Below are 26188 nucleotides of genomic sequence, written 5' to 3' on the forward strand. Positions count from 1 at the left end.
CGTCAGCCAAATCTCATACGCCCGCTTCCGTGCGCCCCCGCCGATCAGCGCGTAGCCCGGCATAAAGAACATGGGTCCGCCAGCGGCCGTTGATCTGAAGATAGCTCTGCGCGACGCCCTCGTATTTGAACCCACAGCTCTCCAGGAGCGCCCGCGAGGCCGCGTTTTCCGGCAGGCAGGCGGCCTCGATCCGGCTGAGGTCCAGACGATCGAACGCATAGTGCACCACGGCCTCAATCGCCTCGCGCATATAGCCTTGGCGCGCGTGCTGCTCCCCAATCCAATACCCAAGCGTGCCAGATTGGCTGGGCCCGCGCCGGATATTGTCGAGCGTGATCGCACCCAAAAGGCGCGCATCCTCGCGCCGCACCAAGAAAAGCGGCATGGCCGAGCCGTTGCCAATGGCCCGCTGCGCCCAGTAAACCCGATTGGTAAACCCTTTGCGTGACAGGTGGTCGGGGGACCAAAGCGGCTCCCACTGCGCCAGGAAACCCTCGCTCTCGCGGCGCAAACATGCCCAGTCACGGAAATCCGGCATGGCAGGTTGGCGCAGGGTCATCCGCTCCGTCTCAATCCGGACCTTGCGGCGCGGCAGGAACATTACGCCGCGCGCCTTTGCTCAAGCGCTTCCAACGTAGGCGCCGCATCCACAGGTCCGTAAAGCGCCATTGCCGCGGGCGCGCGCGCCACGATCGTCTCGGCCAGATCGCGCACATCCCCGAGGGTCACCGCGTCGATCTTCTCGACAACTTCTTCCAGCCCCGGAACACGGCCCCATATCTGGACCATCCGCGCCAGCCGCTCGGCCCTGTTCGACGGGCTTTCAAGCCCCATGAGAAGGCCTGCCTTCATCTGCGCGCGGGCGCGCTCAATCTCGTCGGGGCGCATGTCGGAGGCGGCGCGCTTCATCTCGTCAATCGTAATACCAGCCAGATCACCCAGCTGCTCCGCAGACGTGCCCGCATAGACGGTCATCATGCCGGTGTCTGAATACGCACCGGCCTGCGCATAGATCGTGTAGCACAGGCCGCGCTTCTCGCGGATCTCCTGAAAGAGTCGCGAGGACATGGAGCCACCGAGAGCCGTCGAATATATCTGCGCCGCGTGGATCGCCGGATCGGCATAATCGGGGCTCTCAAACGCCAATGCGAAATGCGCCTGCTCCAGCGCCTTCACGGTCCGCGCCTCGCCACCAGTGAATTTCGCGAGCGGCGCTTGCGGGGCCGGCCCGGCCTGCATATCGCCGAAAAGCGCCTCTGCCGCCTTAACCAACGCATCGTGATCCACAGCGCCCGCCGCCGACAGGATCATCTGCCCCGGCACATAATGCTGCCCGACAAAGCCTTGCAAATCAGCGCGCGAAAAGCCTTTCACGCCCTCTTCCACACCCAAAATCGCCCGGCCCAGCGGATGATCCGGATAGGCCTTCTCCTGAAGCCAATCAAAGATGATGTCGTCGGGCGTATCAAGCGCTTGGCCGATCTCTTGCAAGATCACGCCACGCTCCACCTCGATCTCCGACGGATCAAACACGGCATTGCGCAGAAAATCCGCAATCACATCGAGCGCGAGGCCTACATCATCCTTCAGCACCCGCGCATAATAAGCTGTCACCTCGCGGCTGGTATAGGCGTTGATATAGCCGCCCACATCCTCGATCGCCTCGGCAATCTGAAGCGCGCTGCGCGTCTTGGTGCCTTTGAAGGCCATATGCTCCAGAAAATGCGCGATGCCATTCTGCTCAGCCCGCTCATGGCGCGCGCCGGACAAGACCCAGATGCCAATGGCCGCGGATTGCAGGCCTGGCATCGGCTCGGACACGACGCGAAAGCCGTTTTTCAAGGTGGTAAGGGTGACGCTCAAGATGTGGTGCGCTCCGTGATGAGGGTCTCGATCGCACCCAGATCATTTGCGATCCGGGTGATCCGTTCGGGCCGCTCATACAGGTCCGCCATATGCGAGGGCAAGGGGGGATGCTGCCCGCTCGCCGCCTCAACCGTCGCCGGGAATTTCGCCGGATGCGCCGTGGCCAGCGTGATCATCGGCACGCCGGGTGTGAGATGCGCTTCCGCCACCTGCACGCCGATGGCGCTGTGCGGGCAAAGAAGCTCGCCCGTCTGCGCGAATGTGCGGGTGATCGTGGCGCTGGTCTCCTCCTCCGAGACACGCCCGCTATCAAACGCTTCGCGCAGGGCCTGCATCGCACCTTGGCTGACGGTGAACCCGCCTTCTTTCAGCTCATCCATCAGCTGCGCAATCGCGCGCCCATCGCGACCATAAGCCTCAAAAAGCGCACGCTCGAAATTGGAGCTGACGCCGATATCCATCGACGGGCTGATCGACGGCTTCACGCCATTGGGCGTATATTCCGCCTGTGTCAGGCAGCGGTGCAGAATATCGTTCTGGTTCGTTGCCACCACCAGCCGATCAATCGGCAGCCCCATCCGCTTGGCGATATAGCCTGCGAAGATATCGCCGAAATTACCCGTGGGCACGGTGAAGCTTACCTTGCGGTGTGGCGCGCCCAGCGCCGTGGCCGCGTAGAAGTAATAGACCACCTGCGCCAGAACCCGTGCCCAATTGATCGAGTTGACCCCCGCAAGACCCACCGCATCGCGGAACTCGAAATGGTTGAACATGTCCTTCACGCGGGCCTGCGCATCGTCAAAATAGCCATCAATGGCCAGCGCATGAACATTCGCCTCGGTCGGCGTGGACATCTGGCGGCGCTGCACCTCACTCACCCGGCCATGGGGATAGAGGATGAACACATCCACCGCCTCAAGGCCGCGAAACGCCCCAATCGCCGCCGATCCGGTGTCGCCACTGGTGGCGCCCACAATGCAGACACGCTTGCCACTGCGCTTAAGAGCCGCCTCGAAAAGCTGCCCGATCAGCTGCATCGCGAAATCCTTGAAGGCCAGTGTGGGCCCGTGGAAAAGCTCCAGCAGGTGATGGTTCGGGCCAAGCTGCACAAGCGGTGCGCGCGCGTCATGCGCAAAACCAGCATAGGCGCGCGCGATAATCTCATGGAATTCATCATCGGTGAAGGCATCGCCGATAAAGGGCCGCATCACGCGGAACGCCACCTCCTCATAGCTCTGCCCCGCAAGCGCCGCGATGTCCCCGTGGCTCATCTGAGGGATCGTCTCGGGCAGATAGAGCCCGCCGTCGCGCGCGAGCCCGGTCAGCATCGCTTCTTCAAAGCTCAGAACAGGGGCCGCACCCCGCGTGGAGATATACTTCATGTCTCGATCCTTTGCGCGCGCCGCATGCGCATGATGAAATAGGCTGTCATGATCACCCAAATCGCAGCCAGCGAAAACCACGTGATGACATATTGCAAATGATTGTTCGGGATATCGCCGCTGTCCACGGGGAGGGGCGTCACGTCAGAGGCCCCCGGCCCCACCTCGCTGCGGGCGATCACCAAGACCGGTGCCGCCCCAAGCGCCGCCGCCATCGCCGGCACATCGCGCGCAAACCAGATCGCACGGTCCATGTCCGGCGCGGGGGTCCAGCGATCCACCTCATCGGGCCAATGCAGATTGCCAATAATCGTAACCGCACCGCCTGCCCGCGCCACATCCTTGGCCTCAAGCGGGATATAGCCGCGATCCACCATGATCCGACCGCTTTCTGTCTCAAGCACTTGGATCACACGGTAGCCCGCGCCATGCTCCTTGGTGGAAATCAGCACGTGAAGCTCGGGGCCGCCCAGCACACCCTCGGCGCGCACCGGAAGATACCCATCAGCCTCCGCGCTAGGCTGCATCGGCACCCACACCGGCTCGGCCGCAATCCGCGCCTCGATCTGCGCCAGAACGGTCTCTTTCCATGCAAGACGGTCCAACTGCCACAGACCAAGCCCGACCAGAATGGCCGTGCCAAACACGCCAAAAATCAACGGACCAATCAGACGCTGCAAGACAGCCACCTCCTCTGAGAACCAAAAATGCGGAAGGCGCGCCCCCCGCATTTTTTCTTGGTCAAAATACCCGCGCCGCAGGCACGGGTTTTGTCAAAAACCCGTCAGGCGCCCCAGACATAGATTGCGGCAAAGAGGAAGAGCCACACCACATCCACAAAGTGCCAGTACCAGGCCGCCGCTTCAAACCCGACATGGTTCTCGGGAGTGAAGTGGCCACGCCGTACCCGCAGGTAGCACACGAAAAGAAAGATCGTGCCGATGAACACATGTGCTCCGTGAAAGCCCGTCGCCATGTAGAAGTTGGCACCATAGATATTGCCTGCAAACCCAAAATTGGCGTGGGTATACTCATAAATCTGGCAAATCGTGAAGAACACGCCAAGACCCACGGCCGTAATCAGGCCCATCTTGATGTCCTTGCGGTTGTTCTCATGGACCAGCGCATGGTGCGCCCATGTGGCCGCAGCCCCAGAACAGAGCAGGATCAGCGTATTGATCAGCGGCAAATGCCACGGGTCAAACGTCTCGATCCCCACAGGAGGCCAGACACCATCGACCATGGGGGACATCTCGCCCATCGGATACATCGCGTGTTTGAAAAAGCTCCAAAACCACGCGGCGAAGAACATAACCTCTGACATGATGAACATGATGAAGCCATAACGCAGACCAATCCGCACCACTGGCGTATGATCACCCGCCTGATTTTCCGAGACCGTATCGGCCCACCAGCCAAACATGGTGTAAAGCACACCTGCCAGCCCAATGAGGAACATCCAAGGCTGATTTGTCTCCGCCTGCGGCGAGATCATCAGAACCGCCCCGAAGAGCATGACGAACCCAGCGACCGAGCCAAGAAGCGGCCAGACAGAGGGGTTCAGGATGTGATAGTCGTGGTTTTTTTCTTGTGCCATTTTTCAGGGTCCCTCGAATAGCGGCTTAGTTAACGGTTTGGCCCGTTTTGGTGTCGGTCTCAAGAGAGGCTTGCCCCTCGGGCAGGTCAATCTCGTAAAATGTGTAGGAGAGCGTGATCGTGTGGGTGAACTTTGCGTCGCGATCATCCACCAGATCGGGATCAACGAAGAACGTCACCGGCATTTCCACCCGCTCACCGGGTTGCAGCACCTGCTCTTCAAAGCAAAAACAGTGGATCTTGGAGAAAAACGCACCCGCCTCATAAGGCGTCACATTATAGCTCGCCATGCCCGCTACAGGCCGGTCGGTGGGGTTATAGGCCTCATAGAAGGCCAAACCTGTCTCACCGATGCGCAGCTCCATTTCGCGTTCCACGGGTTTGAACTCCCACGGCATATCGCGCTCTTTGCTCGCGTCAAACCTTACCTTGATCGTCTGATCAAGAATCACATCCGAGTCGCCCTCAGCCACGTTGGTCACGCCGCCAAAGCCCGTGACCCGGCAGAACCAGTCGTAGAACGGCACCGACGCCCAGGCCAGTCCGCCCATAAACACGACAACCCCCACAAGACGCACCACGGTGCGGGACGTATCTGTCATCTTTGCCATCAATATCCCCCTTCAACCTGTGTCGGCACCACAAAACTATCGTCGCTCACCTTCGCAATCGTCAGTCCGAAGATCAGCGCCACGGACCCCGCCAGAACGACACCAAGCCCCAGATTGCGGCCAAAGCGGCGGCCATGAAGCTCGTGTGGTTTGCGAAAGCTCATACCAGCACGCTCAAAATCTGCCATCCGCCCACGCCGTAATAAGTCAGGATCGCCTCCCCCCAGAGCGCGCCGAATAGCGCAAAGAGGTAATAGAGCGAGTGTTTGAAGACCTTCTTCTCGGTGGCATACCCATCGGCCTCGGCCATGTCCTCATCGCGCCGCCAGATCTCCCAAGCGCCCTTGAGAAACAACAGGCTGTAAAAGAGCGCGACAGCCAGATAGAGAGGCCCGCCAATCGACGTGAACGCAAGCGCCAATGCAACCGGGGCCAGAAGGACCGTATAGACAAGGATGTGGTTGCGCGTGGAGCGCCGCCCATGCGTCACGGTCAACATGGGCACACCCGCCTCGTGGTAATCACCCTTCATGAAGAGCGCGAGCGCCCAGAAATGCGGCGGCGTCCACATAAAGATCAGTGCGAACATCAAGACGGCCTCGATGGAGACAGAGCCCGTCGCCGCAGCCCAACCAATCATCGGGGGAAACGCGCCCGCAGCCCCACCGATAACAATGTTCTGCGGCGTCCAGCGTTTGAGCCACATCGAGTAGACAACGACATAAAAAAAGATGGTGAAGGCCAAAAGCCCTGCCGCGACAAAGTTCGTCGCAAGCCCGAGCATCACGACCGAAATCCCCGAAAGCGCCATGCCAAAGCCGAACGCCTCCCCCTCCGAGACTTTGCCCGCAGGGATTGGACGACCACGTGTGCGCTTCATGATCCGGTCAATATCAGCGTCCCACCACATGTTCAGCGCGCCAGACGCGCCGCCCCCCACAGCGATGAACAAGATGGCTGCAAAGCCGATCACGGGATTCACGGCACCGGGGGCCACAAGCAAACCCACAAGGGCGGTGAACACCACAAGGGTCATCACGCGCGGCTTTAGCAGCGCAAAGAAGTCGCCGAAGCTCGCATCACCCGGCTGGGTTTGGCTAGCAGAGAGGCTTGCGTCGCTCATTTCCATCCTGTTCCGGTGGTATGCACAGGCACACCGCCCACATAGCTACAGAAACACCGGGCACCGCCACACGGGCGCGCCCGGCATGTTCAGCGTTTACTCGGCGGCGGCCACGTCGAAACTCTGCGGGTTGCCCGCATATTCCTCGATTGCCCCGTCCAGCCACTCGGCATAGGCCTCTTCGCTCACCACTTTCACGGTGATGGGCATATAGGCATGATCCTTGCCGCAAAGCTCGGAACACTGTCCGAAATAAACGCCTTCTTTCTCAGCCTGGAACCAAAGCTGCGCGAGGCGGCCCGGAACGGCGTCCTGCTTGACCCCGAAGGCCGGGATGGTCCAGCTGTGGATCACATCTGCGCCTGTCACGGTCATAACAACGACCTTGCCCACGGGCACGACAACGGCGGTGTCGGTTGCCAGAAGGAATTCATCTTCACTATAGCCCGCGGCCTCAAGCTCGGCGATAACTTCATCATTCTTCACCTTGCCTTCGCCGATCATGAAGCTGTCGAACGCAAACTCGTGATCAGTATATTCATAGCCCCAATACCACTGGTATCCGGTGACTTTGATATTGATATCGCCCTCGGGGATTTCCTGCTGCTTGAAGAGCACAGGCAGCGAGAAGGCGCCGATAAAGACCAGGATCACAATCGGCACCACGGTCCACGCGATCTCGATGGGCGAGTTGTGGGTGAAGGTCGCAGGCGTCGGGTTGGCCTTCCGATTGAACCGGACAATCGCGTAGATCAACAGCCCCGTCACGAACAAGGTGATCGCCGTGATGATCACCAGCAACAGACCGTCAAGCCATTGCAGATCGCGCGCCAGTTCCGTCGCTGCGGGCTGAAACCCGATACCGGCATCCTTGGGCGCACCGATGATCTCAAGGCCTTCCTTTTCAATCAGGGTTTCCTGCGCCCAAGCGGGCATCGCAGCGGTTGCTGCGGCAGCGGCCAACAGTTTGGAAAAATATCGCATGAGTCACCTTGGTCGGTTAGGGCGGATATACGCGTTAAATCAGGTGCTACGTTCGGCTAGAACACGCACCTATTGTTTCAGGTGCTGTTAAAACCATATTCTGAACATACAAACAAGAAAGACCATTGCGTCAAACAGACGCTTTTTTGATCCAGATCAAGAAAAGCGTTGTAAATCAGAGGCCAGCCCCCATGATAGATAGCCCTTTTCGCCCTTTTGACACCATGCTGGACGCAGGCGAGGCTCTTACGCTTTTGCAAAACGCCACCAGCGGCGCCGATGATGGGGAGCTTTTTCTGGAACGCACGCGGAGCGAGGCGCTTGTTTTCGATGACGGGCGGGTGAAAACCGCAAGCTATGATGCGGCAGAGGGATTCGGCCTGCGCGCCGTGCGCGGAGAAGCGGTGGGATACGCCCACAGCTCCGAGATTTCCGAGGCCGCGTTGAGCCGCGCTGTGAAAACCGCCCAGTTGGCCGTGGGCGAAGGCGGCGGCACGCTTGCCGATGGGCCGGTGGCGACGAACGTAAAGCTTTACACCGACGAAGACCCGATTGCGGGGGCGAGTTTTCCAGTAAAGATCGAGACATTGCGCGAGATAGATGCCTTCGCCCGCGATCTTGATCCGCGTGTGGTGCAGGTCACCGCCGTGATCATGGCGTCGTGTCAGGAGGTTGAGATTCTGCGTCCCGACGGTGCGCATCTGCGCGACGTGCGCCCCATGACCCGCGTCAACGTCTCGGTGATCGTGGAGCATAACGGCCGCCGCGAATCGGGCACGGCGGGCGGCGGCGGGCGCGTGGGCCTCGACGGTCTGATGGACCCCGCAGATTGGCAGGGCAAAACCCGCGAAGCGCTGCGCGTGGCCCTCGTGAACCTTGAGGCGGTGCCTGCCCCAGCGGGCGTTATGGATGTGGTGCTTGGCCCCGGCTGGCCCGGCATCTTGCTGCATGAAGCCATTGGGCACGGGCTTGAAGGCGATTTCAACCGCAAGGGAAGCTCGGCTTTTGCCGGGCTGATGGGGCAACAGATTGCGTCCAAAGGCGTGACCGTGCTGGATGATGGCACCCTCCCCGACCGGCGCGGGTCAATCAGCGTGGATGATGAAGGCACCCCCTCGCGGCGCAATGTGCTGATCGAGGACGGTGTGCTGGTCGGCTATATGCAGGACCGCCAGAACGCACGGCTGATGGGCGTTGAGGCCACGGGCAACGGGCGGCGTCAGAGCCATGCACATGTCCCAATGCCGCGCATGACCAACACCTATATGCTGGGCGGCGACACCGCGCCGGGCGATATCGTCGCCGATCTCAAAGACGGGATTTACGCCGTGGGCTTTGGCGGCGGTCAGGTGGACATCACCAACGGCAAGTTCGTGTTCTCCTGCACCGAGGCGTATCGTGTGAAGGACGGCAAGGTGGGCGCGCCAGTGAAGGGAGCCACGTTGATCGGGGACGGGGCCACGGCACTGCGCCAGATCCGGGCGCTTGGCAATGACATGGCGCTTGACCCCGGCATGGGCAATTGCGGCAAGCAGGGGCAATGGGTGCCTGTGGGCGTGGGCCAGCCGACGCTGATGATCGGCGGGCTGACCGTTGGCGGCTCCGCGACCTGAGGGGCGGTGCGTTAAAGTGCGGCTGCTTAGTTGAATGATTCTGTGGGGTTTTTCTGAATGAGGGATGAGTTTTTTGAACTCCGGTATGGTATTTTTATAACGTAAAACAGTCTCTTGTCGCCTCATCACCAATGATCCGGATGTGGTTTACCGCCTATTAACCTCGTTGCCGCTACGGTGTCTTAGCAACAGGCGGAGCGACGATGTCCGAGGATACACATCCTTCCACTCACCCCCCACTCCCACCCACCACGGAAGATGATCGGGTGTCATGGCTTCGCCTGTTGCGATCACGCCGGGTTGGCGTGGCGACATTCTATCGGCTGCTGGCCGAACATCACACTGCGCAAGAGGCGTTGATCGCCCTGCCCCGCATTGCCCGGTCGGCGGGCGTGAACGGGTATGAAATCGCGCCGGAGCGCTCTATCCGCGCCGAAATGCGCGCGGCAGACGATGTCGGCGCGCATATGATCTGCATAACTGACCCGACATACCCCCCCTTGCTACGCGAAATCCCTGACCCGCCGCCGATCCTTTGGGCCATCGGCGATCTTGGCATTCTCAGCCGCCCAATGGTGGGCATGGTGGGCGCGCGCAACGCGTCGTCACTGGGCACGCGGATGGCCCGCGCGCTCGCCGCGGATCTGGCCAAGCGCGGCTATGTTATCGCCTCGGGCCTTGCACGCGGGGTCGATACCGCCGCGCATAAGGCCGCGCTCAAAGGCGGTACGGTGGCCGTGATGGCGGGCGGTGTCGATGTGATGTACCCCGCCGAAAACACCGTTTTGGCCGAAGAGATTGCCCAAACAGGCCTGCGCCTGTCGGAGCAACCTGTGGGCCTTATCCCTCAGGCACGTCATTTCCCGCGCCGCAACCGCATCATCAGCGGTCTGGCCAGCGCGACCGTGATCGTGGAGGCGGCAGCGAAGTCCGGCTCTTTGATCACGGCCCGCAACGCGTTGGAGCAGGGGCGAGATGTGCTTGCGGTTCCGGGCCACCCGTTCGATGCGCGCGCCGCCGGGTGCAACCAGCTTTTGCGCGATGGCGCGCGGCTTGTGCGCAGCGCCGATGATATCGTCGAAGCGCTACCCGAGTTGCTCCACCCCACCCCACAGCCCGACCTGCCGCTTCAAACGCCCCAGCCGCACGCCGACATCCGCCCCAATATCCGCCCTGCGGCCAACGCGCCGACGGTGCCGGCCATACCCGCGCCACATGCCGCACGGACACGCACCCTCCGCGAGACCGCGGACTTGCACAGCGAAATCCTCAACCGTTTGGGCCCGTCCCCTTTGGCCGAAGATCAGTTGATCCGCGACCTGAAGACACCTGCGCAAAAAGTAGCGCCTGTGCTTCTGGATCTGGAGCTTGATGGCCGCATCCGGCGCCAGCCGGGCGGGCTTCTCTCGCTCACCTAAGTCCCGCGCTCTGCACGCAGCACTCCGGCCCCTCTATCAGGCCGCATTGACAATTGCCCTTGCCAGCCCACATGTTGCGCCGCCATAACGCTTCCTTGCAAAGCGAAAGGAATTTCATGCCCGTTGTTGTCGTCGAATCCCCGGCCAAGGCCAAGACTATCAACAAGTATTTGGGGTCTGATTACGTCGTTCTGGCCTCTTATGGTCATGTGCGTGACCTGCCGCCCAAAGATGGTTCGGTCGATACCGAGAACGATTTCGAGATGAAATGGGAGGTGGGTTATGACAGCCGCAAACATGTCAAAGCCATCGCAGACGCCCTGAAAAACGACAACTCGCTGATCCTCGCAACCGACCCAGACCGCGAAGGTGAGGCGATCAGCTGGCACCTTGAAGAGACGCTGCGCAAACGCAAGATCATCACCAAAGACACCCCCGTCAGCCGCGTGGTGTTCAACGCCATCACCAAGGCCGCCGTGACCGAGGCGATGAAGAACCCCCGCGAGGTGGACGCGCCGCTGGTGGAGGCGTATCTCGCCCGGCGCGCACTGGATTACCTCGTGGGCTTCAACCTTTCCCCGGTGCTTTGGCGTAAGCTGCCCGGTGCGAAATCCGCAGGCCGTGTGCAATCGGTCTGCCTGCGCGTCATCGTTGAGCGCGAGATGGAGATCGAGGCGTTCAACCCGCGCGAATACTGGTCCGTGAAGGCCCTTTTGACCACACCGCGCGGGCAGGAATATGAGGCGCGCCTCACCACGCTTTCGGGCAAAAAGCTCGACAAATTCGATCTTGCCAACGCCACGCAGGCCGAAATGGCCGTGCAGGCCGTGTCATCCCGTGCGCTTCATATCGCGTCGGTAGAGGCCAAGCCCGGCACGCGCAACCCCTCTGCCCCCTTCATGACCTCAACACTTCAGCAAGAGGCGAGCCGCAAGTTCGGCATGGGCGCGCGCCAAGCGATGAGCACGGCGCAGCGTCTTTATGAGGCAGGCCACATTACTTATATGCGGACCGACGGCATCGACATGGCGCCCGAGGCGGTGACAGCTGCGCGGGACGCGATCAAGGATCGCTATGGCGACAAATACGTCCCCTCATCTCCGCGCATCTATAAAAACAAGGCCAAGAACGCCCAAGAGGCGCATGAATGTATCCGCCCCACGGATATGACCAAGGACGCCGCCGCACTGAAGATCAGCGAAGGCGATCAGCGCAAGCTTTATGACCTGATCTGGAAGCGCACGCTGGCCTGTCAGATGGAGGCCGCACGGCTGGAACGCACGACGGTAGATATCGCCAGCAAAGATGGCGAAGTTACCCTGCGCGCGACGGGTCAGGTCGTGCTCTTTGACGGGTTCTTGCGGGTCTATGAAGAGGGCCGCGATGATGTGGCGGATGATGACGAAGGTCGCCTGCCGCAGATCACCGAAGGCGAGACCGCGGCCTTTGCCAAATCCTCGCTCGGCGCGCAATTCGCCAAAGCGGGTGAGAAATCTGATGACGTGATCGAGGCGAGCGCCAGCGGTGCAATGTCCCGCAGCAGCGCCGCGATCCTTGCGGGCAATGAGGCCGTTCTGGGCCTGCAACACCACACCCAGCCGCCCCCACGCTATACCGAGGCCACGTTGGTCAAGCGGATGGAGGAACTTGGCATCGGGCGCCCGTCCACCTATGCCAGTATCGTCACCACAATTCAGGACCGCGAATATGTCCGCAAGGATGGCAACCGCCTGATCCCCGAGGACAAGGGGCGGATCGTCACGATCTTCCTGCTGAACTTCTTCCAGAAATACGTAGGCTATGAGTTTACCGCCAATCTTGAGGCGGAGCTTGACCATGTCAGCGCCGGTGAGGCCGATTGGAAAGAGCTTCTTGCCCGCTTCTGGACCGATTTCTCAGCCGCCATTGGCGAGACGTCCGAGCTGCGCATTTCTGAGGTGCTGGATGTGCTGGACGACGCGCTCGCGCCTACTCTCTATCCGCCGCGCGAAGATGGCAGCGATCCGCGCGCCTGTCCGCTCTGCGGCGATGGGAGATTGCACCTCAAGACGTCCAAATCCGGCGGGTTCGTCGGCTGCGGCAACTACCCTGAATGTCGTTATACCCGCCCCATCGGCGGCGATGCGGCCGAGGGGCAGGACCGTATTCTGGGCGAGGACAATGGCGACGAAATCAGCCTGCGCACCGGGCGGTTTGGCCCTTATGTGCAGCGCGGGCAGGTGACCGAGGACGTGAAGAAACCCCCGCGCGCGTCATTGCCCAAAGGCTGGCAGGCCGAGGCGATGGATCTGGAGAAGGCGCTGATCCTGCTCAGCCTGCCACGCGAGATTGGCGAGCACCCCGAGGGCGGCATGATCTCCAGCAATTTTGGCCGCTTTGGCCCCTATATTTTCCATAAGGGCCCTGAGGATGCCAAGGGCGTCTATGCCAACCTCAAGGACCCCGACGATGTGTTTGCCATCGGCATGAACCGCGCGGTGGAGCTTTTAGCCGAGAAGCGCGCCAATCCCGGCGGGCGCGGGCGCACGGCGGCCAAACCCCTCAAGGAGCTGGGCGAGCACCCCGAAAACGGTGGCCCGGTCAATGTGATGGAGGGTCGTTACGGCCCCTATATCAAATGGGACAAGATCAACGCGACCCTGCCCAAGGAGACGGCCCCCGAGGATGTAACGATGGATATGGCAGTGGCCCTTGTGGCCGAGAAGGCCGCGAAATCGGGCAAGGGGCGCAAGGCCGCACCGAAGAAGGCCACTGCAAAAAAACCTGCCGCCAAGAAGAAAGCCCCAGCGAAGAAAGCCGCACCAAAGGCAAAAACAGCGCCCAAGGCCTGATCCGCGCATGATAACGCCGATGTGAGTGGCAAAGGGGCGCAGCAGTCCTTATCTTCAAATTGAATCGCCTGACGCAGGAGCCTTAGCCATGTCCAAGTCCAACATCACCCGCCGCAGCGCCCTTATCCTTGGCGCGGGCGCTCTGGGCACGCTCGCCGCTCCGGCCATCGCGGCCACGCCCCTCGCCCCCGTTAGGCGCAACGCGTCGAGCTTCAAAACACAAGCGTGGCAGGACCATTTTCAAACCTTGGGCTCTGGCGCGATTATCTGCGACACAGATTCGCGCGCGCTCCATTACTGGAACGCGGACGGCACAGATTACCGCGTCTTTCCGACATCCGTTCCCATGACTGACGAGTTGACCCGCCGCGGCTATACCAAGATCGTGCGCAAGAAAGTCGGCCCCACATGGACACCGACCGCGAATATGCGCAAGCGTGATCCGTCGCTTCCGGCCTTCATGCCTGCGGGTGCGGACAATCCGCTCGGCACGCACGCGATGTATCTGACTTGGCCTGCCTATCTGATCCACGGCACGCATGATACGCGCAAGATCGGGCGGCGCTCTTCCTCGGGCTGTATTGGGCTTTACAATCAAATGATCGAAGAGCTTTATGATATCACGCCCGTCGGAATGCAGGTTCTTATTCTGTAAGGCCACCGCCCCCCACCCGTTGACACCTCACGCGCCGCGCCTCATATCGGGCGCAAGAGATCATATTTGAGGGGACACGCCATGAAAAAAGTCTATGGCTCGGCCAAGGAGGCGCTCGACGGGCTTCTCTTTGACGGGATGTTCATCGCCGCAGGCGGCTTTGGCCTCAGTGGCATCCCGGAATTACTGTTGCAAGCGATCAAGGAAGCCGGAACCAAGGATCTAACCTTTGCGTCCAACAATGCGGGCGTGGATGACTTTGGCATCGGCATCCTGCTGCAAACCCGCCAAGTGAAGAAAATGCTCAGTTCCTATGTCGGCGAAAATGCCGAGTTCATGCGCCAATACCTCAGCGGCGAGCTTGAACTGGAGTTTAATCCCCAAGGCACCTTGGCCGAGCGCATGCGCGCAGGCGGTTGCGGCATCCCCGGCTTCTACACCAAAACGGGCGTCGGCACGGTGATCGCCGAGGGCAAAGAGGTCAAAGAGTTTGACGGGCAGGACTATATCCTTGAGCGCGGCATCTTCGCGGACCTGTCCATCGTGAAAGCATGGAAAGCCGACGAGACCGGTAATCTGGTCTTCCGCAAGACTGCGCGCAACTTCAACCCACCCGCCGCCATGTGCGGCAAGGTCTGTGTCGTGGAGGTCGAAGAGATCGTACCGACAGGGTCGCTTGATCCCGACGCGATTCACCTGCCCGGCATCTATGTGCACCGCATCATTCAGGGCGATCACGAGAAACGCATCGAGCAACGCACTGTTCGCCAAAGAGAGGGTGCATAACATGTGGGACCGCAACCAAATGGCCGCCCGCGCGGCGGAAGAGCTTGAAGACGGCATGTATGTGAACCTCGGCATTGGGATTCCGACGCTCGTGGCCAACTATGTAGGCGACAAGGACATCACCTTGCAATCAGAGAATGGGATGTTGGGCATGGGCCCCTTCCCCTATGAGGGCGACGAGGACCCGGACCTGATCAACGCGGGCAAGCAAACCATCACCGAACTGCCCCGGACCGCCTATTTCGACAGCGCGCTCAGCTTTGGCATGATCCGGGGCGGCAAGATCGCCGCCGCGATCCTTGGCGCGATGGAAGTGGCCGAGAATGGCGATCTGGCGAACTGGATGATCCCCGGCAAGCTGGTGAAGGGGATGGGCGGCGCGATGGATCTTGTCGCAGGCGTGGGCCGTGTGATCGTCGTGATGGATCACACCAACAAGCATGGCGAGAGCAAATTGCTTAAAGAATGCACCCTGCCGCTGACCGGGAAAGGCGTGGTGGACCGGATCATCACCAATCTGGGCGTTCTGGATGTGGTGGAGGGCGGTCTGCGCATCGTTGAAACCGCCGAGGGCGTGACCGAAGAAGAGCTGCGCGCAGCGACCGAGGCGACGCTTGTCTGAGGCCCTGCTTGTGTGAGGCCATATATATAATATGACGCGACATAGCGGCCTTTGTCGGGGCCGCCGTTTGCACGTCTACGGGATCGACGCGAGGTTCAGGGCGCAGCCATCCGATAAAAATTCGGGCCGCGTCTTGCACAGGCCCCGCGCCACGTCATAGGCGGCCAGAACCTTGGGCACGTAATCGCGCGTCTCGGCAAAGGGGGGCACACCCTTGTTGGCCTTCACCGCATTCTCCCCGGCATTGTATCCCGCCAGCGCAAGGATCGGATCACCATCAAATTCCTTGAGCAGCCAATCGAGATAGGCCACACCGCCGCGAATGTTCTGTTCCGCCGACAGGCTATCGGTGACGCCAAACCGCGCGGCCGTGGCGGGGATCAGCTGCATCAGGCCTTGCGCGCCCTTATGGCTCTCGGCGGTCTCATTGCCGCTCGATTCCACCGAGATCACGGCCAACACCAGCGCCGGAGACACGTCTGTTCCGATTGTGGCCATCAGGATGTTCTGTCCTTGGGCCAATGCGATCTTCTGGATATGTTGAAGGCGCGGGCTGGGCGCGGGCTTTCCGCTGGGCGGTTTGGCCAGTTTTAGAAGCGCCTCCTCAAAGCGCAGCGCGCCCGCATCCGAATAGCCAGGCGTGATATGCTCCCAGAACCAACCATAGGTGGCACCGGTAATCACCGGGCTGTCGTGGGCATCCACCTTGGATGGGCGCAAGGCCGCGCTTGGCAATGTTTGATCCCCCGGCTCGATCTGGACGGTGATACGCCTCGTCGTGCCTGCCTTAGGGGGTTTTTCGCTTTTGAACGTGAAATCAGGGAACGCCTGCGGCTCCTGTGCAGCCCCTGATATAGGCGCGAGGGCTATTCCAAGCGCCAAAGCGCCAGAAAAAATACATCGTGTCATCGAGCCTGCCTGCAAATTTATGCTTCTTTTGTTGCCAGTGTCGCAAAAATTCGGGCTCAACGCCAGCTTTGGCTGCGATTCTCGCAACAGTGGAAAGGCTCATTTTAACCAATAACAAATTATTCACATCTTTATATCGTTTAAAAACAGATACTTGAATCCATTCCCCCTGCAAATATTAACGTGCTTCAAAATCGCACCAATCCCGCCCAATTGCCGCCCCTTTTGAACGGCAAAAACTACTCATCCGAGGCGCTAACGGGCCAACAGAGAGAGGCGGCCCAGACGGCGAGACGGAATTTAACCTGAGAAACCTTTATGATCCTTTGGAGGGACAAAACCATGATGAAATTTATCAAACGCTTTAACAAAGACGAAGACGGTGCCGTGACAGTTGACTGGGTCGTTCTGACCGCAGCCGTCGTTGGCCTTGGTACTGCCGGTGTGCTCGCCGTGCAGGGTGGTGTGACAGGCCTGGCCGGGTCGATCTCGACTGGCGTGTCCGGGACAGCTATCGGGACCGGTGGTGGCAGCACTACTACCCCCTAATCTGCCCCTTCTGTCCAACGTTTATCCAGGGGCTGCACGTCACAGTGATGTGCGGCCCCTTCCTTTTTCCGATGCAAGTAGCGCGATCTTTTCGGCTCTGCCACATGGCATAGCTGTTCAGATCCCCCTTACATTCGCGACGGTACATGCCGCGCTATATAGTGATAGGATCGTTCATGTTTACTTATCTTAAAAAGTTCCGCGCCGACGAATCTGGCGCCATCACAGTGGATTGGGTGGTTCTGACCGCCGCCATAATCGGCCTTGCAGTCGCAGGCGTGGTCGCCGCGCAGACCGGTGTTATTTCCCTCGCAGGGACTATCGGCACAGCAGTGTCCTCCACGTCGACGAGCTCGGGACAATAATAAGGCCATGTCATCGCGTATCGGAAAAATGGGCCCATGCGGCCCTTTTTTGCGTAGCCGTTCGGCGCTTTGTCTATCGCCCGAAAACAGCCCCCCTCTAGTCGATCTTCCGCCACAATCATGAACGACAAGAGCCTTGAGGATGTCCCTGCATTGATCGGCGCAAACGACCCTCCCAGAGTTATATGTGAAAGGATGCGAAAATGCGTTTGGTATTTGGACTGGTTCTGATCGTCGGCGTTGGCCTTGCGGGCTTTGCCGTCTTCATGGCCAAAGGTTACATTCAGTCATATCAGGCCGCGCTTGATAATGAGCGCAACAGCCGCGGGCCTGTCATCGAGACGGTTGAGGTCTATGTGGCCGCCCGCCCCATGAAGTACGGCGAAGAACTGAAGATGCAGGATGCACGTTTGGTGCAATTCCCCGTCAGCGCCCTGCCCGAGGGCGTTTTCAAAACAGTGGATGCGCTTTTCCCCAAAGGTGATGAAGAGCCCCGCACCGTGCTGCGCATGATGGAAGCGAACGAAGCGATCCTGGAGGTCAAAGTAACGGGCCCCGGCGAGGATGCGGGCATTACGACCAAACTTGAGCGCGGAATGCGCGCCTTTGCGATCAGCGTGGACCGCACGACGGGTGTGTCTGGCTTCTTGCGGCCGGGCGACCGGGTGGATGTTTATTGGACCGGCTCCATCGGGAAAGGTCAATTGCAGCTGGAAGGCGCGGGCACCGGCGATGTGACCAAGCTGATCGAGGCTGGATTGCAACTGATCGCGGTGGATCAATCCGCCAATGCTGAAAAAACCGAGGCCACTGTTGCGCGCACCGTAACTGTCGCCGCCCGCCCAGAGCAGGTGGCAGCCCTCGCACAGGCCCAATCGACCGGCAATCTCAGCCTGTCTTTGGTTGGTGCCCGCGATGACACCGTCTCCAGCGCAATCGAGATTGATCAACGCGAGCTTCTGGGCCTCGTTTCGGCCCCCACGATCGCAAAAGCGCCCGAGGCACAGGTTTGCACCATTCGCACACGCCGCGGAGCAGACGTGATCGAAACAGCCATCCCTTGCACGAACTGATACAAAATCTGCGTCAGACCACAAGATATGGGGGGGGCCGCACGGGCGGCCCCCCCGTTTCATTCCTGCAACTACTGACGCGTTAGCATGAGAAAAGCCGCATAAGTTGCATTGATTCTTGAAAAGTTACAGAAACTGAGCGATGCTTCACACAATGCGGGCAAAAAGACCCGAAAAATGAGGCGTGATCCGAGAGGCAGGTTCACATGAAAATGACACGTGTGTTTGCGGCAGCCATTGTGGGCATGTCGATGATTATGGGCGCAGGCCCGACTTATGTGCAGGCCGAAACGCTTCAGGTTGTCCAAAAGGGCACCGGGCGTGATCTGAACGTTTCGATGAACCGCGCCGTTGTGGTTGAAAGCGACGTGCCGTTCGCAGAGCTGAGTATCGCCAACCCGGCGATTGCGGATTTCTCCACCCTGTCCGACCGCACTATATATGTGCTGGGAAAATCCCCCGGTCGCACGACGCTGACCTTACTGGATGAAAACGGCAGGCTGATTGCGAATGTCGAGGTGAGGGTGAGCGCGGATGTTTCCGAGTTCAAGGAGCGTTTGCGCCAGATCCTTCCCAAAGAACAAATCGAAGTGCGCACTGCCAATGACGGAATTGTCCTGTCCGGTACGGTGTCCAGTGCGCCGCGCATGCAGCGTGCCCTTGATCTGGCCGAGCGTTATGCACCCGAGCGGGTCTCCAACCTGATGAGCGTGTCGGGCAAACAACAAGTCATGCTGAAGGTTCGCTTTGCTGAAATGCAGCGGACGGTGGCGAAAAGCCTCTCGACCTCGCTTGCTGTGGACGGTCTGTCCGGGGCGGGCCTGGGCGCTGGGATTGGCACCAATGGTTTGGCATCCGATACGGTCGCCACCGGTGTCGCGCCTGGCCTGAACGTCAATGGCCAAGCGAACAATGGCGCGCTTTTCTTCGGATTCAACGCCGGATCGGCCCAAATTGGCGTCCTGATGCGCGCGCTTGAAAGTAAGGGCGTCGTGCGGACCTTGGCCGAGCCAAACCTCACGGCCTTGTCAGGGCAAGAGGCACGCTTCCTTGCCGGGGGCGAGTACCCAATCCCCGTAAGCCAGGAAAACGGCGCCATCACGGTCGAGTTCAAACCCTTCGGTGTGGAGCTTAACTTCGTTCCACGCGTACTCGATGATGATGTGATCAACCTTGAAATGGCCGCAGCCGTCTCCTCGCTCGATCCGACATCCAGCTTCACAGGCGCGGGCTTCAACATCAGCGGTTTCCGCCGGCGCGATGCCTCAACCACGGTGGCGCTGCGCGATGGGGAAAGCTTTGCAATCGCTGGACTTTTGCAAGATGACTTCCGCGATACCAACGGCCAGGTGCCATGGATCGGTGACGTGCCAATCCTCGGCGCGCTCTTCCGGAGCGCGGATTATCAGCGCTCGCAGACCGAGCTGGTGATCATTGTGACAGCACATCTCGTTACCCCCACACGTGGCGAGGCTCTGGCCTTGCCTACAGACCGGGTAAAACTGCCCTCCGAGGTAGATCTCTTCCTCAACGGTCGTGTGGCGCGTGAGGTTGGACCAACCTCAGGGGCCGCGGGCGAGGTTGCTAAACAGGATTTCACCGGGTCTTATGGTTACGTATTGGACTGATTGATGGGACGGGAGCATATGAAACCTTTTCTGATCATCCCGCTGATCGGCGTTTTGGGAGCCTGTAGTCAGGCATCCGGTACTGTGTATCGGTCTTACTTCAGCGAAGCCGGCGCTTTGGTCGATGGTGGCAGTTTCGGCAATGCCAACATGCAAAACACACAAGTAATGTCCGGCGAGCGCGCCTATGTCTTTGACCTCAGCAACCGCTTTGCGAATGAGGTGATGACGACGGTAAACTTCGCGTTCAACTCGTCCCAGCTTGACGCAGGCGCACGCGATACATTGCGCGAACAGGCGACATGGATCCGGCAATTCCCCGAGGTGCGCTTCAAGGTCTATGGCCATACAGACGCCGTCGGCTCGGACGCATTCAATGAGAGCCTTGGGATGTTGCGGGCGCGGGCGGTTGTGGCCTATCTCGCCACCCAAGGCATCAGCACTTCGCGGCTTGAGGCGGTCGTCTCGCTTGGCGAAGCGCAGCCTTTGATCGTCACCCAAGGCCGCGAGCGTCGCAACCGGCGCACCGTGACCGAAGTGTCGGGCTTCGTGAAATCGCATCCCATCGTGATGGACGGCCAATATGCCCAAGTGGTTTACCGCGAATACATCGCCAGCGGCGTCCCGCCATCGACGATCGCGATGGTCACAGAAGGCTCAGAAATAGCAGGCGGCACTGAATAAGCCCGCCTTTTCGAGCATCTCCCTGCCCGGCTTGCCGGGACACCTCAAACACCCGCCAGTCCGCTGGCGGGTTTTTCTTTGTCCACCAAAACCGCATAATTACGATCTTTTGGCCCTAATGTCGCCCAGATTTCAGCAGACATTCTCCCAGACAAAAGCCCCATCTCGCGATTCCATTCGCCGATAGGCCGGGGGTGAGCAGCGGTGCAGGGACAAGGCACCACACGACCAAAGGCCCGGCAAGGGTGACATGTATATTAGTAGGACCGGAGCGCCATGAGCAGTGCGATGAACCAATCAGACCAAAGCCCGTTGGTGGCGATCACGATCAGCCGCGATGTGACGAATTTTGATCTGTTGATCGAAGATATGGAAGCCAATTTGGGTGAGGCCTGGGGTGATCTGGGCTTTCCCGAGGCGCTGACTTTCCTGACACAGCTTGACGACAAACAGCTCAATTTCGTGGCCATCGCAATTGATGAGGCCGACGAGGAAGAGTTGGACCTGATTGGACAGATCATCGAGCTTGCGGGGGCTCGTAAGATCAAGGTGATCCTGATCGCCGATGATGTGAGCCCCGCCGCATTGCACACATTGCTGCGCCAGGGCGCGGATGAGTTTGTCCCCTACCCCCTGCCCGAGAATGAGCTGAAGGCCGCCATCGACCGGCTGAACAAACCCGAGCCTGTGGCAGCCCCGGTTCCAAGCGCCGCCCCCGGTGCCAGAACTGAGGATGGCGTTCTTTTGGGCGTGCATGGTCTTGCGGGGGGCACGGGTGCCACGACATTTGCCGTGAACCTCGCGTGGGAATTGGCCACTGTGGAAAAAGACGCGTCGCCGCGCGTATGCATCATTGATATGGGCCTACAATTTGGCTCGGTCTCGACCTTTCTCGACCTGCCCCGGCGCGAGGCGGTCTATGAGATGTGGTCCGACACCGAAGCGATGGATGAAGACATCTTCAAACAGGCGCTCGTCTCCTATGAGGATCGCCTCTGGGTGCTGACCGCCCCACCCGAAATGCTGCCGCTCGACCTGATCACGCCCGATGATGTGGCGCGGGTTCTGGAACAGGCGCGCCATCATTTTGACTATGTGATCGTGGATATGCCCACGACGCTGGTGCAGTGGACCGAGACTGTGCTCACCGCGAGCCAGATCTACTTCGCCACTCTGGAAATGGACATGCGCTCGGCCCAGAACACGCTGCGCCTGAAACGCGCGCTGAAGGCTGAGGACCTCCCGCTGGAGCGTTTGCGCTTTTGCGTGAACCGCGCACCCAAATTCACCGATCTGAACGGGAAATCCCGGATCAAACGCATGGCCGAGAGCCTTGAGATCGGTATCGAATTGCAATTGCCCGACGGCGGCAAAGCCGTGGCCCAAGGCGCGGATCACGGTCTGCCGCTGGCCAATTCGGCCCCCAAAAACCCGCTGCGCAAAGAAATCGCCAAGCTCGCACATTCGCTGCACGCTCTTGGCAAAAGCGATGCCGAAGCGGCCTGAAAGGTAGATTGATATGTTCTCGCGTTACAAAAAATCCGATGCGGCCAAGGCCAAGCCTGTGGCCCTTGAGCCCGAAATCATCGACGCGCTGCCCGAAGTTGGCGCGCCGCGTCCCAGCCTGCGCCGCCCGCAAGAGGCCTCGGCCGCACGCGCGGCACCGCAAGACAAAGAGCGCAAGCGCAAGGAGCGCATGGGCGAGATCAAGCTCGATCTGCACCGCGCCCTTCTCGACAACCTCAACCTGAGCGCGCTTGATACCGCGACCGAGGCTGAATTGCGCGCCGAGATTGCCGAAATTGCATCGGAGGTGCTTGAAGAACGCTCCATCGTGCTCAACCGCGAGGATCGCACCACGCTGGTGCAGGAGCTTTACGACGAAGTGCGCGGCCTCGGGCCGCTTGAGACACTGCTCAAGGACGATACGGTCAACGATATTCTCGTGAACGGCCCGCAACAGATTTTTGTGGAGCGCGACGGCAAGCTTGAGCTGTCAGACGTCACGTTCAAGGACGAAAAGCACCTCCTGCGCATCATCGACAAGATCGTAAGCGCCGTGGGCCGCCGCGTGGATGAAAGCAACCCTTACGTCGATGCGCGTCTGCTGGATGGGTCACGCTTCAACGCGATGGTACCGCCCGTGGCCGTGGATGGCAGCCTTGTCTCCATTCGTAAGTTCAAGAAAGACAAGCTGGGCATCGACGACCTGGTAAAGTTCGGCGCGTTTTCCGAGGAAATGGCCGCCTATCTTCAGGCCGCCGTGGCGTGTCGTCTCAACGTGATCGTGTCGGGCGGGACCGGCTCGGGTAAGACAACCACGCTCAACGCGCTGTCGGGTTTCATCGACAATGCAGAGCGCATCCTGACGATTGAGGACACCGCCGAATTGCAGCTGCAACAGATCCATGTGGGCCGGATGGAAAGCCGCCCACCAAACGTGGAAGGCAAGGGTGAGGTTTCCCCCCGCGACTGTCTGAAAAACGCGCTGCGGATGCGCCCGGACAGGATCATCGTCGGCGAGACGCGCGGCGAGGAAGTGATCGACATGCTTCAAGCCATGAACACGGGCCACGATGGCTCGATGACGACGATCCACGCGAACAACCCGCGCGACGGGATCAGCCGTCTGGAAAACATGGTCGCTATGGCCGGGATCGAGATGCCGCTCAAGGCCGTCCGCTCCCAGATCGCGTCCGCTGTGAACCTTATCGTGCAGGCCTCGCGCCTTCAGGATGGCTCGCGTCGCATGACGTCGATCACCGAGATCACCGGCATGGAGGGCGAGGTCATCTCCATGCAGGAGATCTTCCGCTTTCAGCGTGTGGGCCTCAGCCCCGACAACAAGATCATCGGGCATTTCACCGCCACCGGCGTGCGCTCGCACTATTCCGAGCGGTTCCGTCTGTGGGGGTATGATCTGCCCGCCTCGCTCTATGAACCCGTGAACCCGGAGTAAACCGCATGTCCATTTCGCCAGAGCCGATAATCTATGCGTTGATCTTCTTCGGGGTGCTCGCGCTCGTCGAGGGGATTTATCTCACCGTTTTCGGCAAATCCATCAGCCTCAACAGTCGCGTCAACCGCCGGTTGGAGATGCTTGATAAGGGTGCGAACCGCGAAGAGGTTATGGAGAAGCTGCGCAAGGAGATGTCGCAGCACCTCAAGGCACGGCGCCTGCCGATCTATTCGATCCTGTCGAACAAGGCACAAAAAGCAGCCATCGCATTCACCCCGCCGCAGCTCGTGATGCTGATGGTCGGGGTCAGCGTTCTGGCCTTTCTAGGCCTGACAATCGGCACCGAAACACAGCTTCCCGTGCGCATTATCGCGTCTATCGCCATCGGGGTCGGCGGGATTTTCATGTGGATTTCCATGAAGGCGAAAAAGCGGATGGGGATGCTCGAAGAGCAATTGCCCGACGCGATTGAGCTCATGGTGCGCTCGCTCAAGGTTGGCCATCCGTTTTCGTCCGCCGTGTCCATCGTGGCCAATGAGGTCAGCGATCCATTGGCCACCGAATTTGGCATCATCGCCGACGAGGCCGCGTTTGGCCGCGATACGGGCGAAGCGCTGAAAGACATGGCCGAACGTCTGGACATGCAGGACCTGCGCTTTCTCGCCGTGGCCGTGACCATTCAGCAGCAATCGGGTGGTAACCTGGCCGAGATCCTAGAGGGCCTCGCCAAGGTGATCCGCGCACGCTTTCGCCTTTTCCGCCGTGTGAAGGCAATCACGGCCGAGGCGCAATGGTCGGGCAAGTTCCTGTCGGGTTTCCCGCTTATGGCGCTTGTGGGCATCCAGCTTCTCGATCCGCACTATTATGACGAGGTGATGGAGCATCCGTTCTTCATCCCCGCCTGCCTACTGGTCGGCGCATTTCTTATCGTCAATCTTATCGTGATGCGCGCCCTCGTGAACATCAAAGTCTAGGACACCAAACTCATGTCGATGATCAACGATATCCTTACAGGCGCGCTTGGCCCTTTCGGCCCGCTGATTGCGGTCGGGCTCTTGGGCGTCCTGCTGATCGCCATCACGGTTGTGCTGATGATCAATCAGCCCGAAGACCCGCTGGACAAGCTCAAGCGCGCCCAGAAGGGCATCGTGGCCGACAAGGGCAGCAAGCAAAAGCTGCGCTCGGCGGGCAAGAATGACAAGCTCGACAAATACGCCAACTTTCTTGAGCCACAGGACGAAAAGCAGCTGACGGACATGCGGCGCACCCTGATGCAGGCGGGCTATCGCAACCGCGATGCGGTGCGGTATTTCCACTTCGCTCAATTCGCGCTCGGCCTTGGGTTTCTGGCCGTTGGCACGCTCTATTATCTGGTATTCAAAGCCGGCGGTGAAACCGACACGACCAAAATGATCATGTATATCCTCGGCCCTTGCGGCGTGGGTTACATCCTGCCCAAATACTGGATCACCAAACGCCAGCAAACCCGGCAGGAAGAGATCACGGATGGCTTCCCGGATAGCCTCGATATGATGCTTGTCTGTATCGAAGCCGGGCAATCTCTCGATCAATCCATCATCCGCGTCAGCAACGAAATCCGCACCTCCTTCCCCGCGCTTGCGGACGAATACGAGATGGTCAGCCAACAGATCAAAGCGGGCCGCGACAAAGCGTCGGTGCTCAATGAGATGGCTGATCGTTGCGGGGTGCAGGATATCTCCAGCTTCGTGACCGTTCTGGTGCAATCGCAAACCTTCGGGACATCCATCGCCGACGCCCTGCGCGTTTATGCGGGCGAGATGCGCGACAAGCGCGTCATGCGCGCCGAAGAAAAGGCCAACAAGCTGCCAACGAAGATGACATTGGCCACCATGATGCTTACAGTACCACCACTATTGATCATTCTGGTCGGTCCATCGGTTCTGGGTATCATGCAACTCACCGCCATGAGCCAATAAGGCCAGCCCAAAAGCTGGGATATGAATGCCGCGAGCAGGCGCTTTGATACTGGGGCTGTTGATGCTGATGGGCTGCGCTGAGCAGGCCCCGGAAACAGGCCTTTTCGCGCCCGGAGTGGCGCAAAGCGGCGAGGCCGTGGACGGCACAATCGTTGGCCATCGCCTTATCAGGGCTGGCGAATATGATCTGGCCATAGATGCGTTTTCGCGCGCGGCCGTCACCCAAGGCATGACCGGCGAGATCCTCACCGGGATGGGCAGCGCCAGTCTCGGGCTGGGCCGTCTGGGCGAGGCAGAGCAGCTCTTGCGCGACGCGGTTGAGGCAGAGCCGGAAGCGGCGGAAGCGTGGAACAATCTGGGTGTTGTCCTGATGGAAAAGGGGGATGCAGGCGAGGCGTCTGAGGTCTTTCGCCGTGCATTCGCACTCGATAATGGCGAAAGTGACTCAATTCGCAATAATCTGCGCTTAGCACTCGCAAAATTGGACGATTCAGATTATGGTGCTGAGGAAGAACAAGAATATAAATTGATACGGCGCGGAAGCAGTGATTTCCTGATCCGCTCGATATCATGACG

General features: G+C 59.8%; 26 protein-coding genes. 16 read left to right on the top strand and 10 right to left on the bottom strand.

All coding sequences use genetic code 11. The features are described from left to right. Nucleotides 1–13 precede the first annotated feature (13 nt). The 9 genes from KUD11_RS03235 to coxB all read right to left on the bottom strand — a co-directional run bounded on the left by KUD11_RS03235 (nucleotide 14) and on the right by coxB (nucleotide 7562). Nucleotides 14–601 (bottom strand): GNAT family N-acetyltransferase, encoded by a 588-nt coding sequence (locus KUD11_RS03235; protein ID WP_109386646.1) that lies wholly within the window; start codon nucleotides 599–601, stop codon nucleotides 14–16. Then, entirely contained in the window at nucleotides 601–1863 is a 1263-nt protein-coding gene (locus KUD11_RS03240) for a M16 family metallopeptidase (RefSeq protein WP_109386644.1), read from the bottom strand. Before KUD11_RS03240 ends, KUD11_RS03235 begins: the two co-directional genes overlap by 1 nt. Then, nucleotides 1860–3248 carry a threonine synthase gene (thrC, locus tag KUD11_RS03245; protein WP_109386642.1) on the bottom strand — a complete coding sequence of 463 codons (1389 nt, stop codon included), beginning with the start codon at nucleotides 3246–3248 and terminating at the stop codon, nucleotides 1860–1862. The genes KUD11_RS03240 and thrC overlap by 4 nt, the downstream gene beginning before the upstream one ends. After that, nucleotides 3245–3937 (bottom strand): SURF1 family protein, encoded by a 693-nt coding sequence (locus tag KUD11_RS03250; RefSeq protein WP_318010138.1) that lies wholly within the window; start codon nucleotides 3935–3937, stop codon nucleotides 3245–3247. Before KUD11_RS03250 ends, thrC begins: the two co-directional genes overlap by 4 nt. A gap of 95 nt (nucleotides 3938–4032) precedes the next feature. Next, nucleotides 4033–4845 (bottom strand): cytochrome c oxidase subunit 3, encoded by an 813-nt coding sequence (locus KUD11_RS03255; RefSeq protein WP_109386641.1) that lies wholly within the window; start codon nucleotides 4843–4845, stop codon nucleotides 4033–4035. Nucleotides 4846–4870: 25 nt separating this feature from the next. Next, on the bottom strand, nucleotides 4871–5446 hold the full coding sequence (locus tag KUD11_RS03260; RefSeq protein WP_109388287.1) for a cytochrome c oxidase assembly protein: 576 nt from the start codon (nucleotides 5444–5446) through the stop codon (nucleotides 4871–4873). Nucleotides 5447–5454: 8 nt separating this feature from the next. Next, nucleotides 5455–5643: a hypothetical protein gene (locus KUD11_RS03265; RefSeq protein ID WP_146190863.1), complete on the bottom strand. Its 189-nt coding sequence runs from the start codon at nucleotides 5641–5643 to the stop codon at nucleotides 5455–5457. Continuing rightward, on the bottom strand, nucleotides 5616–6578 hold the full coding sequence (gene cyoE, locus KUD11_RS03270) for a heme o synthase (protein WP_109388285.1): 963 nt from the start codon (nucleotides 6576–6578) through the stop codon (nucleotides 5616–5618). Before cyoE ends, KUD11_RS03265 begins: the two co-directional genes overlap by 28 nt. Nucleotides 6579–6674: 96 nt before the next feature. Beyond that, the gene (coxB, locus tag KUD11_RS03275; protein ID WP_109386640.1) at nucleotides 6675–7562 is read right to left on the bottom strand and encodes a cytochrome c oxidase subunit II; all 888 of its coding nucleotides are present in this window, start codon (nucleotides 7560–7562) and stop codon (nucleotides 6675–6677) included. Between the two features lie 191 nt (nucleotides 7563–7753). Between coxB and tldD the strand changes: the two genes are divergently transcribed. The 6 genes from tldD (at nucleotide 7754) to KUD11_RS03305 (ending at nucleotide 15487) form a co-directional block, all read left to right on the top strand. Next, a complete protein-coding gene (gene tldD, locus KUD11_RS03280) occupies nucleotides 7754–9175 on the top strand; it encodes a metalloprotease TldD (RefSeq protein ID WP_109386639.1) in 1422 nt (473 codons plus the stop codon). A gap of 203 nt (nucleotides 9176–9378) precedes the next feature. Beyond that, nucleotides 9379–10593 carry a DNA-processing protein DprA gene (gene dprA, locus KUD11_RS03285; RefSeq protein ID WP_109386638.1) on the top strand — a complete coding sequence of 405 codons (1215 nt, stop codon included), beginning with the start codon at nucleotides 9379–9381 and terminating at the stop codon, nucleotides 10591–10593. Between the two features lie 116 nt (nucleotides 10594–10709). Further along, entirely contained in the window at nucleotides 10710–13424 is a 2715-nt protein-coding gene (topA, locus tag KUD11_RS03290; RefSeq protein ID WP_109388283.1) for a type I DNA topoisomerase, read from the top strand. Between the two features lie 88 nt (nucleotides 13425–13512). Continuing rightward, a complete protein-coding gene (locus tag KUD11_RS03295) occupies nucleotides 13513–14079 on the top strand; it encodes a L,D-transpeptidase (RefSeq protein WP_109386636.1) in 567 nt (188 codons plus the stop codon). Nucleotides 14080–14160: 81 nt separating this feature from the next. Beyond that, nucleotides 14161–14865 (top strand): CoA transferase subunit A, encoded by a 705-nt coding sequence (locus KUD11_RS03300; protein ID WP_109386634.1) that lies wholly within the window; start codon nucleotides 14161–14163, stop codon nucleotides 14863–14865. Between the two features lies 1 nt (nucleotide 14866). Further along, complete coding sequence (locus KUD11_RS03305) at nucleotides 14867–15487, top strand: CoA transferase subunit B (protein ID WP_109386632.1); 621 nt, start codon at nucleotides 14867–14869, stop codon at nucleotides 15485–15487. A gap of 75 nt (nucleotides 15488–15562) precedes the next feature. On the opposite strand, the gene KUD11_RS03310 is transcribed toward KUD11_RS03305, so the two are convergent. Continuing rightward, nucleotides 15563–16396, bottom strand: a complete 834-nt coding sequence (locus KUD11_RS03310) for a lytic transglycosylase domain-containing protein (RefSeq protein ID WP_109386630.1) — start codon at nucleotides 16394–16396, stop codon at nucleotides 15563–15565. A gap of 387 nt (nucleotides 16397–16783) precedes the next feature. Between KUD11_RS03310 and KUD11_RS03315 the strand changes: the two genes are divergently transcribed. The 10 genes from KUD11_RS03315 to KUD11_RS03360 all read left to right on the top strand — a co-directional run bounded on the left by KUD11_RS03315 (nucleotide 16784) and on the right by KUD11_RS03360 (nucleotide 26186). After that, nucleotides 16784–16945 carry a hypothetical protein gene (locus KUD11_RS03315; RefSeq protein ID WP_318010139.1) on the top strand — a complete coding sequence of 54 codons (162 nt, stop codon included), beginning with the start codon at nucleotides 16784–16786 and terminating at the stop codon, nucleotides 16943–16945. 176 nt (nucleotides 16946–17121) lie between these two features. After that, on the top strand, nucleotides 17122–17310 hold the full coding sequence (locus tag KUD11_RS03320; RefSeq protein WP_109386628.1) for a Flp family type IVb pilin: 189 nt from the start codon (nucleotides 17122–17124) through the stop codon (nucleotides 17308–17310). 203 nt (nucleotides 17311–17513) lie between these two features. Beyond that, nucleotides 17514–18383 (top strand): Flp pilus assembly protein CpaB, encoded by an 870-nt coding sequence (gene cpaB / locus KUD11_RS03325; protein ID WP_109386626.1) that lies wholly within the window; start codon nucleotides 17514–17516, stop codon nucleotides 18381–18383. Between the two features lie 206 nt (nucleotides 18384–18589). Then, the gene (locus KUD11_RS03330; protein ID WP_109386624.1) at nucleotides 18590–20011 is read left to right on the top strand and encodes a type II and III secretion system protein family protein; all 1422 of its coding nucleotides are present in this window, start codon (nucleotides 18590–18592) and stop codon (nucleotides 20009–20011) included. Nucleotides 20012–20029: 18 nt separating this feature from the next. Further along, nucleotides 20030–20695, top strand: a complete 666-nt coding sequence (locus tag KUD11_RS03335; protein ID WP_181375313.1) for an OmpA family protein — start codon at nucleotides 20030–20032, stop codon at nucleotides 20693–20695. 276 nt (nucleotides 20696–20971) lie between these two features. Beyond that, complete coding sequence (locus KUD11_RS03340; protein WP_109386620.1) at nucleotides 20972–22201, top strand: AAA family ATPase; 1230 nt, start codon at nucleotides 20972–20974, stop codon at nucleotides 22199–22201. A 13-nt stretch (nucleotides 22202–22214) separates the two neighbouring features. Next, nucleotides 22215–23654, top strand: coding sequence for a CpaF family protein (locus KUD11_RS03345; RefSeq protein ID WP_109386618.1), 1440 nt, complete (start codon nucleotides 22215–22217; stop codon nucleotides 23652–23654). A gap of 5 nt (nucleotides 23655–23659) precedes the next feature. Then, nucleotides 23660–24628 (top strand): type II secretion system F family protein, encoded by a 969-nt coding sequence (locus KUD11_RS03350; RefSeq protein ID WP_109386616.1) that lies wholly within the window; start codon nucleotides 23660–23662, stop codon nucleotides 24626–24628. A 12-nt stretch (nucleotides 24629–24640) separates the two neighbouring features. Beyond that, the gene (locus KUD11_RS03355; RefSeq protein ID WP_109386614.1) at nucleotides 24641–25612 is read left to right on the top strand and encodes a type II secretion system F family protein; all 972 of its coding nucleotides are present in this window, start codon (nucleotides 24641–24643) and stop codon (nucleotides 25610–25612) included. A 61-nt stretch (nucleotides 25613–25673) separates the two neighbouring features. After that, nucleotides 25674–26186, top strand: coding sequence for a tetratricopeptide repeat protein (locus KUD11_RS03360; protein ID WP_224380142.1), 513 nt, complete (start codon nucleotides 25674–25676; stop codon nucleotides 26184–26186). Nucleotides 26187–26188 lie beyond the last annotated feature (2 nt).

This window comes from Roseovarius carneus, from assembly GCF_020141465.1.
Lineage (GTDB): Bacteria > Pseudomonadota > Alphaproteobacteria > Rhodobacterales > Rhodobacteraceae > Roseovarius > Roseovarius carneus.

Excerpts from the sequence above, each read along its gene's own strand:
- KUD11_RS03235 (WP_109386646.1), bottom strand. The coding sequence starts at position 601 with ATGTTCCTGCCGCGCCGCAAGGTCCGGATTGAGACGGAGCGGATGACC.
- thrC (WP_109386642.1), bottom strand. The coding sequence starts at position 3,248 with ATGAAGTATATCTCCACGCGGGGTGCGGCCCCTGTTCTGAGCTTTGAA.
- KUD11_RS03255 (WP_109386641.1), bottom strand. The coding sequence starts at position 4,845 with ATGGCACAAGAAAAAAACCACGACTATCACATCCTGAACCCCTCTGTC.
- KUD11_RS03260 (WP_109388287.1), bottom strand. The coding sequence starts at position 5,446 with ATGACAGATACGTCCCGCACCGTGGTGCGTCTTGTGGGGGTTGTCGTG.
- KUD11_RS03265 (WP_146190863.1), bottom strand. The coding sequence starts at position 5,643 with ATGGCAGATTTTGAGCGTGCTGGTATGAGCTTTCGCAAACCACACGAG.
- cyoE (WP_109388285.1), bottom strand. The coding sequence starts at position 6,578 with ATGAGCGACGCAAGCCTCTCTGCTAGCCAAACCCAGCCGGGTGATGCG.
- coxB (WP_109386640.1), bottom strand. The coding sequence starts at position 7,562 with ATGCGATATTTTTCCAAACTGTTGGCCGCTGCCGCAGCAACCGCTGCG.
- tldD (WP_109386639.1), top strand. The coding sequence starts at position 7,754 with ATGATAGATAGCCCTTTTCGCCCTTTTGACACCATGCTGGACGCAGGC.
- dprA (WP_109386638.1), top strand. The coding sequence starts at position 9,379 with ATGTCCGAGGATACACATCCTTCCACTCACCCCCCACTCCCACCCACC.
- topA (WP_109388283.1), top strand. The coding sequence starts at position 10,710 with ATGCCCGTTGTTGTCGTCGAATCCCCGGCCAAGGCCAAGACTATCAAC.
- KUD11_RS03295 (WP_109386636.1), top strand. The coding sequence starts at position 13,513 with ATGTCCAAGTCCAACATCACCCGCCGCAGCGCCCTTATCCTTGGCGCG.
- KUD11_RS03300 (WP_109386634.1), top strand. The coding sequence starts at position 14,161 with ATGAAAAAAGTCTATGGCTCGGCCAAGGAGGCGCTCGACGGGCTTCTC.
- KUD11_RS03305 (WP_109386632.1), top strand. The coding sequence starts at position 14,867 with ATGTGGGACCGCAACCAAATGGCCGCCCGCGCGGCGGAAGAGCTTGAA.
- KUD11_RS03310 (WP_109386630.1), bottom strand. The coding sequence starts at position 16,396 with ATGACACGATGTATTTTTTCTGGCGCTTTGGCGCTTGGAATAGCCCTC.
- KUD11_RS03320 (WP_109386628.1), top strand. The coding sequence starts at position 17,122 with ATGTTTACTTATCTTAAAAAGTTCCGCGCCGACGAATCTGGCGCCATC.
- cpaB (WP_109386626.1), top strand. The coding sequence starts at position 17,514 with ATGCGTTTGGTATTTGGACTGGTTCTGATCGTCGGCGTTGGCCTTGCG.
- KUD11_RS03330 (WP_109386624.1), top strand. The coding sequence starts at position 18,590 with ATGAAAATGACACGTGTGTTTGCGGCAGCCATTGTGGGCATGTCGATG.
- KUD11_RS03335 (WP_181375313.1), top strand. The coding sequence starts at position 20,030 with ATGAAACCTTTTCTGATCATCCCGCTGATCGGCGTTTTGGGAGCCTGT.
- KUD11_RS03340 (WP_109386620.1), top strand. The coding sequence starts at position 20,972 with ATGAGCAGTGCGATGAACCAATCAGACCAAAGCCCGTTGGTGGCGATC.
- KUD11_RS03345 (WP_109386618.1), top strand. The coding sequence starts at position 22,215 with ATGTTCTCGCGTTACAAAAAATCCGATGCGGCCAAGGCCAAGCCTGTG.
- KUD11_RS03350 (WP_109386616.1), top strand. The coding sequence starts at position 23,660 with ATGTCCATTTCGCCAGAGCCGATAATCTATGCGTTGATCTTCTTCGGG.
- KUD11_RS03355 (WP_109386614.1), top strand. The coding sequence starts at position 24,641 with ATGTCGATGATCAACGATATCCTTACAGGCGCGCTTGGCCCTTTCGGC.
- KUD11_RS03360 (WP_224380142.1), top strand. The coding sequence starts at position 25,674 with ATGCTGATGGGCTGCGCTGAGCAGGCCCCGGAAACAGGCCTTTTCGCG.